Source organism: Paraglaciecola sp. L1A13 (assembly GCF_009796745.1).
Taxonomy (GTDB): Bacteria; Pseudomonadota; Gammaproteobacteria; order Enterobacterales; family Alteromonadaceae; genus Paraglaciecola.
Window position 1 is genome coordinate 1,474,108 of sequence record NZ_CP047024.1, and the last position, 13,250, is coordinate 1,487,357.

Annotated in this window: 14 protein-coding genes and 1 other annotated feature; of the genes, 5 read left to right on the plus strand and 9 right to left on the minus strand. The window is 44.3% G+C overall.

Features of this window, described 5'->3' with window-relative positions:
* Positions 1 to 87 precede the first annotated feature (87 nt).
* The 9 genes from hisIE to hisG form a co-directional block, all read right to left on the minus strand.
* A complete protein-coding gene (gene hisIE / locus GQR89_RS06130) occupies positions 88 to 708 on the minus strand; it encodes a bifunctional phosphoribosyl-AMP cyclohydrolase/phosphoribosyl-ATP diphosphatase HisIE (RefSeq protein WP_158769239.1) in 621 nt (206 codons plus the stop codon).
* A gap of 83 nt (positions 709 to 791) precedes the next feature.
* Complete coding sequence (gene hisF / locus GQR89_RS06135; protein ID WP_158769240.1) at positions 792 to 1,565, minus strand: imidazole glycerol phosphate synthase subunit HisF; 774 nt, start codon at positions 1,563 to 1,565, stop codon at positions 792 to 794.
* A gap of 73 nt (positions 1,566 to 1,638) precedes the next feature.
* A complete protein-coding gene (locus GQR89_RS06140; protein WP_158772152.1) occupies positions 1,639 to 2,637 on the minus strand; it encodes a branched-chain amino acid aminotransferase in 999 nt (332 codons plus the stop codon).
* Between the two features lie 204 nt (positions 2,638 to 2,841).
* Positions 2,842 to 3,579, minus strand: coding sequence for a 1-(5-phosphoribosyl)-5-[(5-phosphoribosylamino)methylideneamino]imidazole-4-carboxamide isomerase (gene hisA / locus GQR89_RS06145; protein WP_158769241.1), 738 nt, complete (start codon positions 3,577 to 3,579; stop codon positions 2,842 to 2,844).
* Positions 3,580 to 3,587: 8 nt separating this feature from the next.
* Entirely contained in the window at positions 3,588 to 4,217 is a 630-nt protein-coding gene (gene hisH / locus GQR89_RS06150; protein WP_158769242.1) for an imidazole glycerol phosphate synthase subunit HisH, read from the minus strand.
* Entirely contained in the window at positions 4,217 to 5,293 is a 1,077-nt protein-coding gene (gene hisB / locus GQR89_RS06155; protein WP_158769243.1) for a bifunctional histidinol-phosphatase/imidazoleglycerol-phosphate dehydratase HisB, read from the minus strand. Before hisB ends, hisH begins: the two co-directional genes overlap by 1 nt.
* Position 5,294: 1 nt before the next feature.
* Positions 5,295 to 6,398, minus strand: coding sequence for a histidinol-phosphate transaminase (gene hisC, locus GQR89_RS06160; protein WP_233269094.1), 1,104 nt, complete (start codon positions 6,396 to 6,398; stop codon positions 5,295 to 5,297).
* Entirely contained in the window at positions 6,391 to 7,707 is a 1,317-nt protein-coding gene (gene hisD / locus GQR89_RS06165) for a histidinol dehydrogenase (protein ID WP_158769244.1), read from the minus strand. The genes hisC and hisD overlap by 8 nt, the downstream gene beginning before the upstream one ends.
* Before the next feature lie 75 nt (positions 7,708 to 7,782).
* Positions 7,783 to 8,682, minus strand: a complete 900-nt coding sequence (gene hisG, locus GQR89_RS06170; protein WP_158769245.1) for an ATP phosphoribosyltransferase — start codon at positions 8,680 to 8,682, stop codon at positions 7,783 to 7,785.
* 81 nt (positions 8,683 to 8,763) lie between these two features.
* Positions 8,764 to 8,877: a sequence feature (His leader region), on the minus strand.
* A 363-nt stretch (positions 8,878 to 9,240) separates the two neighbouring features.
* On the opposite strand from hisG, the gene GQR89_RS06175 reads away from it, so the two are divergent.
* The 5 genes from GQR89_RS06175 to GQR89_RS06195 all read left to right on the plus strand — a co-directional run bounded on the left by GQR89_RS06175 (position 9,241) and on the right by GQR89_RS06195 (position 13,248).
* A complete protein-coding gene (locus GQR89_RS06175) occupies positions 9,241 to 9,543 on the plus strand; it encodes a hypothetical protein (protein WP_158769246.1) in 303 nt (100 codons plus the stop codon).
* 5 nt (positions 9,544 to 9,548) lie between these two features.
* Positions 9,549 to 9,998, plus strand: coding sequence for a hypothetical protein (locus tag GQR89_RS06180; protein ID WP_158769247.1), 450 nt, complete (start codon positions 9,549 to 9,551; stop codon positions 9,996 to 9,998).
* Between the two features lie 252 nt (positions 9,999 to 10,250).
* Positions 10,251 to 11,216 carry an aldo/keto reductase gene (locus GQR89_RS06185; RefSeq protein WP_158769248.1) on the plus strand — a complete coding sequence of 322 codons (966 nt, stop codon included), beginning with the start codon at positions 10,251 to 10,253 and terminating at the stop codon, positions 11,214 to 11,216.
* A gap of 9 nt (positions 11,217 to 11,225) precedes the next feature.
* A complete protein-coding gene (locus GQR89_RS06190) occupies positions 11,226 to 12,215 on the plus strand; it encodes a TauD/TfdA family dioxygenase (protein WP_158769249.1) in 990 nt (329 codons plus the stop codon).
* 52 nt (positions 12,216 to 12,267) lie between these two features.
* Positions 12,268 to 13,248, plus strand: a complete 981-nt coding sequence (locus GQR89_RS06195) for a YeiH family protein (protein WP_158769250.1) — start codon at positions 12,268 to 12,270, stop codon at positions 13,246 to 13,248.
* Positions 13,249 to 13,250 lie beyond the last annotated feature (2 nt).

Below are 13,250 nucleotides of genomic sequence, written 5' to 3' on the forward strand. Positions count from 1 at the left end.
TGAAAATAGTATACAAATATCAGTTAGGGTAAAAGACAAGCTTAGCAGCCAGTTTATGCAAACTGCTAAGCAATATAAATTATGACTTTATTTCGCGTGGCGCGCCTGCAGTACTTCAATTACGTCACTGAGTGATAAGTCACTGGCCTGCAATAACACTAACAAGTGATAAAGCAAATCTGCCGACTCATTTTTTAATTCATGCAAATCTCTAACGGTTGCAGCTAATGCCGTTTCAACGCCTTCTTCACCCACTTTTTGGGCAATTCGTTTAATACCTTCGCTATAAAGGTGGGCTGTGTAGCTAGACTCTGGAGATGCACCTTTGCGCGACGCAATGACTTGTTCTAATTCAGCAATAAAGCTTACTGCGGGCGTTTTGGCGTCAGCCCAACAGGTTTCTGTACCGTTATGACAGGTCGGGCCATTGGGATGAGCCAAAGCTAAAATAGCGTCTTGATCACAATCAGCACTAAGTTCAACCAAATCAAGAGTATGGCCAGATGTTTCTCCCTTAGTCCATAAGCGCTCTTTAGAGCGGCTAAAAAAGGTTACATGGCCTGTTTCAAGAGTGTGACTAACCGCTTCACTATTCATGTAACCCTGCATTAGGACTTTACCTGTGTTGGCATCTTGTACGATACACGGTAGTAGGTTGTCCATTTTCTGCCAAGCCAATTGTTCGATGTTTTGTTTATTGATGATCATGTTTATCTCGTATTCATATCGTGTAAGTGTTCAGCGCCGAATGGGTTGGATAGGCCCTAAGCGGCATCCTTGCGCGTGACAGGTTAGTCTCGTATAGCGACTTGTTGCTCTCTCAGATAGGCTTTTAATTCCGGAATAGGAATAATACCCTTGTGAAAAACAGATGCGGCAAGTGCACCATCAACGTCAGCTTGCTCAAATACATCTTTAAAATGCACTTTTTCACCCGCACCGCCAGAGGCAATCAAAGGTACGCCACAACTTTTACGAATAGTGGCCAATTGGGTTATATCATAGCCTTGGCGCACGCCATCTTGATTCATGCAATTTAATACTATTTCGCCTGCACCGTACTGCTGTACTTCTTTTACCCAATCACCTGTTTGCCAGTGGGTAATTTGCGTGCGACTTTCATCGCCAGTGTACTGATGAACTTGATATTGTCCTGTTTCTTCATTGAAGAAGCTATCAATGCCCACTACCACGCACTGTTGCCCAAACGTATTATGCAGTTCACGAATAAGTGCTGGGTTGGCTAGGGCGGGGGAGTTAATGGATATTTTATCGGCTCCCATTTCCAGTATTCGACCAGCATCTTCTACTGACTTAATACCGCCAGCGACGCAAAACGGAATATCAATCACCTGAGCGATACGCGTGACCCAACTTTTGTCTACAACGCGTTGGTCACTTGAGGCCGTAATATCATAAAAGACCAGTTCATCGGCCCCTTGTTGCGCATATAGCTCAGCCAGAGGAACGATTTCGCCGATGATTTCGTGGTTGCGAAATTTAACGCCTTTTACCACAAGACCGTCACGAACGTCTAAACAGGGGATAATGCGCCTAGCGAGCATATAAAACCTTTTTCATTTTAATTTTTTGCGAATTAGTGGCATCTACTTAAATAAGCAGATGCCTTGAGGAAGATTACTTAACGCGCTTTAACCATCCATGTACATCGGGTGATTTGCCCCACTGAATATCATTCAGGGCTTGGCGCAATTTAGCGGTCGTAGGGCCGGCTTCACCGTTGCCTACTGCGTACTCTTTGTCATTGTATATAAATGTGCCGACAGGGGTCAGTACCGCAGCTGTACCGGATAACGCTGCTTCGACGCCTGGTTTAGCGGCGCGTTCGAGTAGTTCAGTTACCGTTATATCTCGCTCACTGATTGTCATGCCTAAATCGGCAGCCAGAGTCAATATTGTGTTGCGCGTTACGCCGTGTAAAAAGGACGAATCAAGGCCTTTAGTGATGATTTCATTACCATCTATTAGTAAGAAGTTTGCCGCGCCTGTTTCTTGTACATCACCATTAGGGCAGAACAAGATTTGGTCAGCGTTGTAATCAACACGAGCTTTAGAAATAGGACCTAGTGCACTGGCGTAGTTACCACCGCTTTTTATCATGCCCATATGCGGCGCACAACGCATTCCGGTTTCGTCCAACAGCAGGCGCAGAGCTTTAGCACCACCGGTGAAGTAGTCACCCACTGGCGATAACATCACGTATAACATAGATGTCAATGATGGCGCAGCAGCTTTACCAATTGAAGCTTCAGTACCAATATGAGTCGGACGAATATACATTGAGCCTGGCGGTAAAGGGACGTCATCAGCGTATTGGGCAACAATATCCATGATCATTTTTGCCACTTGCTCTTCGTTGACTTCAGGCAAAGATAGAAAGCGGGCACTTTGTGCAAAGCGTTTAATGTTCTGGTCCATGCGAAAGACGTGCACACTGCCATCTTCGTGTTTGAATGCTTTTAAACCTTCAAAACAGGTACTGGAGTAATGTAGAACATGAGCACCTGGATGCAGGCTTATGCTTTGTGCTGAAACTGTTTTTGCTTCGCTCCACTGATTGTTTTCAAACGTTGCCATTGCCATTTCAGGCATGAAAACCGTACCAAATACTGCCATCATTATTTCCTAATTCGTGGGATCATGGTTTGCAATTAAATTAAGGATGCATCGACCATATATCCATAAGCTGTTTATATCGCCTGATTCTTCAGTAATCCAATTATTTAATAAGCTTGCGAACAGTGCAATCACTTCAGCCCAATCTATTGTTAGGATTCGTGTCTTGTTAGCGTAACACCAGCAATACGCACTGCTGTTTATTTATTCACTTTGCCAGCACTTTATAGCCTGCTCAACGGTGAACTTACCCTCAAGCAACGCACGGCCTAAAATGACACCGCTAACATGAGTGGGTTTTAGAGCCGTGATATCATCTAGGTTGCCAATGCCACCTGATGCTTGCCATTGAATGGTCGGAAATTTCGCCGTCATTTCACTGTATAGCTGATGATTCGCACCCTGTAATGTGCCGTCACGACTAATGTCAGTGCATAATACATGTTTGGCACCCACGGATAGAAAATCGTTTAATAGGTCCTCTAACGAGACGCCTGAATTTTCTTGCCAGCCGTGGGTAGCAATAAATTTATTGCCTTGCTCATCAATATTGATATCAAGGGCCAATACAATAGACTCACTGCCGTATTTAGTTACCCAACCTTTGACCAACTCAGGCTCTTTAACCGCTAACGAACCAATGACAACTCGCTTAACGCCTAATTCTAGTAATTGCGCCACGTCATGTTCGCTACGAATACCGCCGCCAGCTTGAAATTGCATACGCCCAGTGGCGACCATATCACCAATTAATTTAAGTTGACGCTTGTTGGTATCTTTTGCACCGGTTAAGTCGACTATGTGTAGCCACTTAGCACCTTGGTCCGCATAACTATTTACCACATCAATTGGGTCAAGCTCATACTGGGTTTTCTGCTCGTAGTCACCTTGATAAAGTCGAACCACTGAGCCTTCAATCAAATCTATTGCAGGTATAATCATAATATTGTTTATAACTCGATAAAGTTTTTAAGTAGCGCAGCGCCAGCGTCACTGGAGCGCTCGGGGTGAAATTGCACACCAAAGAAATTATCTTTGTGTAGCGCAGCTGAAAAGGGCATTCCGTAGTCTGTTTGAGCAAGGGTATACTCACCCAAAGCAACGGCAAAACTGTGCACAAAGTAAAAATAGCTGCCAATATCTATGCCTTTAAACAAGGTGTTTTGCTCAACTGGGATTACCGTATTCCAGCCCATATGGGGTAGACGTAAATCACCCACTTGCATGCGTTTCACTTCTCCGGGAATAAGCCCTAAACACGGGGTGCTATTGGCTAAACTTTCTTCAGAGCGCTCAACCATCAACTGCATGCCCAAGCAAATACCCAAAACGGGCTGGGTCAGTCCTTGAATACAGGATTTAAGCTGTTTCACCTCGATACTCGCCATGGCGGCATTAGCACTGCCAACACCGGGTAAAAATACCTTATCGGCTTTTTGAATAATCTGAATATCATCAGACACATCGACTTTTACCCCTAAGCGCTCCACGGCAAATTTGACCGATGAGATATTGGCACAGCCTGTGTTAACAATAACGATATTCTGTTTGCTATTCACTAAAGGTGCTGATGTGCTCACTAGAGAGTTCCTTTACTGCTGGGAAGGGCTTCGCCGTTTTTCTGTATTGCTTGGCGTAATGCTCGGCCAAACACTTTAAATAAGCTTTCAACTTGATGATGGGCGTTGCCCTCAGAGGTTGATAAATGCAAAGACAAGCCCATCGCTTGAGCAATAGAGTAAAAGAAATGCGGCACCATTTCGGTGGCCATTTCACCTACTGCGTCACGGCTAAATTCTGCTTCGAATTTAAGGTGCGGACGGTTAGATATATCCAAAATACACTCAGCTCGACATTCATCCATCGGTAGTGCAAAACCGAAGCGGCCGATGCCTCGTTTATCACCTAAGGCTTTTTTCAGCGCTTCACCTAGCGCCAGCGCGGTGTCTTCAACACTGTGGTGGTCGTCAATATGTAAATCACCGTCTACTCGTAGATTAAGTTCAAATCCGCCGTGGGTAGCGATTTGATCAAGCATATGATCAAAGAAACCTATACCGGTTTCAATAGTAGACTTGGCCGTAGAGTCTAAATCTACTTTAACGTATATATTGGTTTCAGATGTTTTGCGCACGACTTCAGCGATTCGGCTCGAAGCTAGCAGTTGCTTAGCGATAGCTGGCCAGTCCTTAGCTGCACGGTCATAACGAATACCTACTATGCCCATGTTTTCGGCAAGTTGAATATCAGTTTCACGATCGCCAATCACAAATGAGCGAGTGAAATCTATTTTGCCTTGTTGCAAATAGTCTTTAACCAAACCCAATTTAGGTTTGCGGCAGCTGCAGTCATCTTCTGGAAAATGCGGGCAAATCAATACATCGTCAAAAACGATGCCTTGGGTGGCGAAAATATCCATCATTTTATCGTGGGGTAAATCGAAATCTTCTTGAGGGAAGCTGTCCGTACCTAAACCATCTTGATTTGACACCATAACCAAGCGAAAGCCGGCGTTTTGTAGTTGCGCGAGTACCGGCATGACCATAGGTTCGAAAACCAATTTAGCTAAGGTATCTAGTTGCTTATCAATAGGCGGTTCTTCGACAAGGGTACCATCACGGTCGATAAATAAAATGGCTTGCTGATTTAGGCTCACGTTAGGCCTCCTGCGTAGATGATTGGTTAGTGAAAAAATGACTGATTTCGCTCAGCAATTGTTTATTCTGCTCTGGGGTTCCCACAGTGATGCGCAAGCAGTTATCCAAATTGAGTTGTTTTGATTGATCTCGTATTAAAATGCCGCGTGTAACAAGGTGCGCCATTAATGCTGATTTGTTAGCGGTACGAAATAAAATAAAGTTGGCTTTATCGTCACCGACTAATTCTACTTCAGCATAATCATCAATGGCGCGTTTTAACTGAGTTTTTTCTTGGTTTATGACGCGCACTTGTTGTTCAAGCGTCGTTAACCCATTTTGGCTCAAAGCTTGAGCTGCAATTTGCGCTACCGGCTCTGGAATAGGATAAGGCGCAATAACCTTCATTAAAGCTTGAATAATTGGTGCTTGAGCAAGAGTAAAGCCGCAGCGCAAACCAGCTAAAGCGAAGGCTTTAGATAAAGTACGCAAAATGGCAATATTTGGATAGTTATTGAGTTCGTCGGCCCAACTGTTCTCACGGTCAAACTCGATATACGCCTCGTCGATGACCACAATAGCGCTATCGGCAAAGTGTTCGATTACGTCCCGTAATTGGGCTTTGTCAACGGAGGTACCAGTTGGATTATTGGGTGAGCAAATAAACACCAAGTTCACTTTGCCTTTGAAGGCTTTTATGGCTTGCACATCCAGTGAAAAATCCGCTTTTAATGGCGCGCGTTCAATTGCCACATCGCAGGTTTCTGCGCTAATCGCGTACATGCCGTAAGTTGGTGGGCATATCAACACACTGTCTTTACCTGGGGTACAAAATGCGCGGATCAGTAACTCAATCCCTTCATCTGCCCCGCGACTAACAAGTAACTGGTCAGTTTCAATCCCTGCATATTGTGCATAAGCGTTAATTACTACTGGGGGTTGGCAATCGGGATAGCGATTAAAGCGCTGGGCATCGATATCGTAAGGATTAGCAAACGGTGATTCGTTAGCATTTAACCATATTTGCTGGTTGTTACCTGCTCCGGAAAACAGCCGACGAGCAGATTCATAGGGTTTTAACCCTTTGATGTTTTCATTTAAAAGTAATGTGACTAAATTACTCACCGGTGTCTCCAGATACTGAGTTAAGTGCTTCAAGACGCAATGCTACAGCTTGTCTGTGGGCGTCTAGGCCTTCGGCTTGTGCTAAATCCATAATGGCGTTGCCAATATTTTGTAAACCTGTGGCGCTGAGTTCCTGCACTGTATAACGACGAATAAAGTCAGCGAGCCCCAAGCTTGAATAATTGCGGGCGTAACCATAAGTGGGTAACACGTGATTAGTACCGGAGGCATAATCCCCTGCTGATTCTGGTGACCACTGCCCTACAAAAATAGAGCCTGCGTTACGCAACTTAGGCAAACACGCGCGAGCTTGTTCAACTTGAATGATTAAATGTTCTGGCGCGTACTGATTACTCACGTCAATAGCGCTATCTAATGAGTCAGTTAGAATATAACGGCTGTGGGACATGGCTTTACGCGCAGTCTCTTGACGACTCAATGTGGCTAATTGGCGTTCGACCTCTAGCTCGGTCGCTTGAATAAGCGCTTGGCTGTCGCTAACTAAAATAGCTTGCGAGTCAGCACCGTGTTCCGCTTGTGAAAGTAAGTCCGATGCAACAAACACTGGGTTAGCTCGACCATCAGCTATCACTAACACTTCTGAAGGGCCTGCAGGCATATCAATAGCAGGACCCGCTGGAATGCGACTCACTTGTTGTTTAGCTTCAGTAACAAAGCTATTGCCCGGACCAAAAATTTTGTCCACTTTAGCTATTGTGTCAGTACCAAGAGCAAGCGCGGCAATGGCTTGTGCGCCACCGACTAAATAGATTTCATCGATGCCACATAAGCTGGCTGCATAGCGAATTTCCGCCGGTATGCCACCTTGCTTATTGGGCGGAGTGCACAGTACTTTTCGAGGGCAACCGGCCACTTTAGCCGTAACCCCTAACATTAATACAGTAGAGATAAGCGGCGCACTGCCACCTGGAATATACAAACCCACAGACGCTAAAGGGGCGTGCCTCAACTCACACATGACGCCAGGCGCAGTTTCAACTTTTACATCTGTGGGCTTCTGCGCACTATGAAAAGCATGAATATTGGCGTAAGCCATATCAATTGCAGCTTTTACTTCTTCGCTGATGTCATGTTGTGCGTTAGCAAGTTCACTTGTTGCCAAGGAAAGCTCACCAAGCTCAACACCGTCAAAACGTGCTGTTAATTCACGTAATGCGTTATCACCGTTGTCGGCAACCAGCTGAATGATCTCAGCGACTGTGTTACTGAGTGCGTTGTTGTCCGCCATTGCTGGGCGGCTTAGCAATGCCTTTTGTTGACCTTGATTAAGGCTCGACCATGTTTGCATTTTCGTTCGTCTCACTGACCAATATTATATATTGCTACTTGTATTGAAACTGAGCTGGGTTTTTACGCCTAGCAGTTAACCCATCATTTTTTCGATTGGCATCACTAAAATTGAGCTACAACCTAGGGCCTTAAGTTTTTCCATGGTTTCCCAAAATAATGTTTCCGAGCTAACCACGTGTACTGCAACCGTTTCATCACTGCCAGCAAGGGGCAATACTGTTGGGTTGCCAGAACCCGGCAATAAACTTTTTACTTGTTCAAGATACGTTTTAGGCGCATGCAACATGATGTATTTGCTTTCTTTTGCTTGCATGACACCATCGATGCGCGGCAAGAAGCGGCTCACGAGTTGCGCTTTGGCTTCTGGTAATTCGCCCGCGCGTTGAATCAATACTGCTTTTGATTGAAAGATTTCTTCTTCTTCTTGCAGGCCATTCGCTTCAAGGGTGGCACCAGTTGATACCAAATCACATATGGCATCTGCCACACCCGCGCGAGGAGCAACTTCAACCGAACCTGTTAGCATCACAGCTGTCGCATTGACATTGTTTTCTTTAAAGAAACGCTCTAGTAGGAAAGGGTAGGTGGTGGCCACCTTTTTGCCTTCAAGAGACTGCACACCTTGGTAGTTAAATTCGTTCGGTACAGCGATAGACAAACGGCACCCACCGTAGTCTAAGCGGCGCAGGGTTTTAAATTCGAATTTCTTGCCAGATGCTTGACGTTCAAGCATTTTTTCTTCTAATTCGTTTTCACCGATAAAGCCTAAATCAACAACGCCGTCCATAACTAAACCTGGAATGTCATCATCGCGCACGCGCAATAGGTCGATAGGGAGGTTAGTTGCGTGAGCAATTAATAAGCGGTCACGAATTTGCAGTTTAACGCCAATGGCTTTTAATAACGCAATACTGTCGTCGCTTAAGCGACCTGATTTTTGAATTGCGATACGTAATCTGTTGCTGTCACTCATAAGTTGCTCGTCCTATTGTCATTTGCGTTAAGTCATCTCGCCGATGCTCATGAACTATAATTTTTTTCAATGCCTTAAATGAAAAACCCCCGGAAGTTTCCTTCCGAGGGCTTGCTAATCGTTACGCCACAGGAAGGAATCAATAGACCTTCCAGCACCAACCTGAAAGGTTATGCTATATGATGGTGATGATTTACTGGCGTAATTGAGATAAACATTGTAATTCTTGGGCCGTGATTCGACTGAGGGCGCAAACATTAGCTAATTGGCTTGCTTAATGCAATAGTAAATCTCTAACTTTTCGCACAAAATTGTTGCAAAGTTAAACAGGAATAAGTTACTGCTAAAAAGCCTAATTCAAATTGGCCTATTTTGGCATAGGTTGGAATAAATACTTGCACTGATTGGAAGTTTAGGTTGCGAACCGGGTAAAATGAACCAGTCAGCCAGTTAAGTATCTAACCTTAAGTGATATCCATATAAATGACTAAGCGGTAAAATGCTTATGTAGTCGATAGCCAAGATATGACGACTAACTGCATTATAAGGGAGAGACTGATGACCAGTGATCTATTGTTTTCAATACTACCTCGTGAAGGCAAAGAGCCCATAGCGCACGATGAACTTAAAGTTAAAAAGATTGATAAAAAAGACGCACTGCGCAAAATAAATGAAGATGATGAGCCCTACCATCCGGATAAAGACGATCCAAGAGAGAAAAAACGCCAGCGTCAAAACCAAGCAAAGCACCTTGATAAACCTTCAGACGAAGAACGGATGGCAAAAGAGCAAGCAACAGAAGATAAAGCGTTGCTGAAGGAAAAGTCAGATGATCCTAAATTTATTGATATAGAGGTATAAACGTCATGGCCTCGGCTATTTGTTGGCAATGCGGGACGCATCTACCTAAAATTATTACCCCAGTTTCGCGCCGCGAAGAATGTAGTGTGTGTCGAAGCGATATACACGCCTGTAAAATGTGCGTCTATTTTGATGCTTCTAATCGCACTGGATGCGATGAAGAGCGTGCCGAATACATAGTAGACAAAGAGCGGGCTAACTTTTGTGAGTATTATGCGTTATCCAGCAGAGCCTTTGATGATACTAAGTTGAACAAGCAGCGTCAGGCAAAAGCACAATTGGCTGCCTTATTTGGTGACGAGGCGCCTGTCGAAAAACAACCGAATAATCAGGTTATTTCAAGTTTAACCGATGAGGATAATAAAGACGGCGATACTCGAGCCGCGGATTTTCACCAACAAGAAACCCCCGCTCAGACTGCCGAGCGAAAGTTACGAGAACTTCTCAATCAGTAGTGAGTTGCATCGCTTTAGGAGCAAGTTCATTTCGATAAGTAAGCTGTTGTTAACCTTATATTTACAACTTATGTCCTCATCGCTTGCATACTAAATTCTTTTAAATTAATGGCTTACGAATTTATATTGGTATTGACTGTTTATCTCGCACACAACTATTTGACAAATAACACACAGTGCCTTAACTTATGTCTTATATAAGATATAACATTGAAATTATTTTCCCAATTCATCTACCGTAGGAATGATTGTATGTCACTTAGCCAGAGCAAAATGCCAAAAGTCGGATTCGGCCTTTGGAAAATTTCACAAGATATATGTGCCGATGCCGTTTACGAGGCCATAAAAGCGGGCTACCGCCACCTTGATAGCGCATGTGATTATGGTAACGAAGTACAAGTTGGCCAAGGAATTAAGCGCGCCATAGATGAAGGTATTTGTGCTCGTGAAGACTTATGGATTACATCAAAACTATGGAATACCTATCATGCAAAAGAGCATGTACAACAAGCTATAGAGCGTTCGTTGGCGGATCTTCAACTTGATTATTTAGATCTCTATTTGATCCACTTCCCAATAGCTCAACCGTTTGTCGCTTTTGATGACCGTTATCCACCAGAGTGGATCACTGACCCAGGTGCTGAAAATCCCAAAATGGAATTAGCCCCAGTGCCGCTTTATCAAACGTGGCATGCAATGGAAGCGCTCGTTGAAAAAGGCTTAACAAAAGAAATCGGTGTGTGTAACTACAATACCGGTTTGCTAAACGATTTGATGGCTTATGCCAAAATTAAACCCGCTATGTTGCAAGTTGAGTCACATCCTTATTTAACCCAAGAACGCCTGATGAAGTTAGCCAATCAGTATGATATTCAAGTCACTGCGTTCTCGCCTCTTGGAGCCTTGTCATACCTTGAATTAGATATGGCAGGTGCAGCTGAATCTGTGTTAGAGCAAAGTGTGGTAAAAGCAGCTGCACAGCGTCTGGGTAAAACGCCAGCACAAGTCGTGCTTCGTTGGGGTGTACAGCGTGGCAATGCGATTATCCCTAAAACGTCTCGTCCTGAGCGATTGGCCGAGAATTTAGCCATCTTTGATTTCGAACTTTCGCAACAAGAAATGGACGATATCAATGCCCTTAATAGCAATCGTCGCTTTAATGACCCAGGCCATTTCTGTGAAGAAGCATTTAATACTTTTTATCCAATCTACGATTAGGGTGTAATCATGCCAGTACAAGCGATTAATTATGTTGACGTACCGCATCAACTAAAAAGCGGTGATTCAGTTTTTCCTCGGGTAGTACTTAACGACGGTTCAATAAAGACGTTGGATGATTGCGCCGCCTGGATAGAACACAATAAAGCTGCCTTGGAAGTCGAACTTAAAGAGTCAGGGGCCATTTTATTCCGTGGTTTTCCGCTTAATTCGGCGGAAACGTTTGATGAGTTTTCGAATGCGTTTGGCTACCCAAATTTTACCTACAAAGAGTCGTTATCCAACGCGGTGCGTATTAACTTTACAGAGCGTGTATTTACGGCCAATGAGGCACCAAAACACGTCGAGATATTTTTGCATCATGAAATGGCGCAAACACCTATCTCACCTAGCAAAGTGTTCTTTTTTTGCAAAACAGCTGCCGACGAGGGCGGTGCTACACCTTTGTGTCGCTCTGATTTACTCTTCGGGGAACTTAAAGCTCGCGAACCTAAATTAGCCGAAGATTTTATTAATAAAGGTTTGAAGTACACCACGCACATGCCAAATGAAAATGATATTGCATCGGGTCAGGGGCGTAGTTGGAAGAGCACATTAAGTGTTGAAAGCCACGAAGCTGCAGAAGCAAAATTAAAAGAGTTGGGTTATAGCTGGTCATGGACTGAAGACGGAGGCTTGCGCGCTACCACGCCGGTATTACCGGCAGTCGTTACCTTAGATAATGGCAAAGAAGTGTTCTACAACCAGCTGATTGCTGCATTTATGGGCTGGAAAGGCGTACGCGAAAATCCATCCAGCGCTATTACCTTTGGAGATGGCAGTGCAATACCCGTTGAAGGGTTGCAACTCGCCACAGATTTGGCTAAAGACTACACCTTTGATCTGCCATGGCAGGACGGTGATGTAGCCTTAGTCGATAATTATATGAGCATGCACGGACGTCGCCCATACTCGGGAGAGCGTAAGCGCGAAGTACTCGTCGCTTTGGCCATGAACTAGTCGAATAACAACACCCGAGAATAGCTCGCCTTAACGTCAGGTAGTGATAATTATGGATAGAATAAAAACATTGCTACCTGGCATTATGGTGGCGACAATTGTAGGCATGGCTGCGCTATTTCTGAGCGAACATTACGGCGCACCCGCTATGTTATTTGCTCTTTTATTGGGTATTGCGATGTCTTTTTTACACCATGGAACCCAGTGTAAAACGGGTATAGAATTTACGGCCAGTACTATTTTGCGGATCGGCGTCGCGTTACTTGGTCTACGTATAGCCTTTGGTGATCTAGTCGCGTTAGGCTGGAAAACTGGCTTATTATTAGTCGTTGCCATTATGAGTACCATTTTATTAGGAGTGGTTCTTGCTAAGGCGTTTGGATTACAAAAACGCTTCGGTGTACTCACGGGGGGGGCGGTTGGTATTTGTGGCGCGTCAGCGGCCATGGCTATATCAGCTGTATTGCCTGATAGCAAAGACAAAGACCGCGATACATTATTAACCATTATTGGTGTAACGGCCTTATCTACTATGGCCATGGTGGTATATCCTATTATCGCCGGAATGTTGGAGCTAGATGAAACCGCAACCAGTATCTTCCTTGGCGGCACTATCCACGATGTAGCACAAGTCGTTGGTGCTGGATATTCTGTATCTGAACAAACAGGTGTTTTAGCAACTTTAACGAAACTGGTCCGTGTCGCATTATTAATGCCGGTGGTCGTGTGTATATTACTTGTGCTGCGGATGAATTTTGATAAAAGCAGTCATGCCAAAGCACCAGGTATTCCTTTGTTTTTAATCGGTTTTGTTATTTTGATGAGCATTAATAGCATGGTAGCCTTACCCGAGGCACTGACCACAATATCGGCCGATATCTCTCGCTTTGCATTAGTGATAGCCATTGCGGCTATTGGCATGAAATCGAATTTAAGCCAATTACTGACAGTGGGCGTTAAACCCATTTTATTACTTGTGCTGGAAACGGTTTGGATCGCAGGATTGATCTTGGTATGCCTTCCTTATCTTTAAAT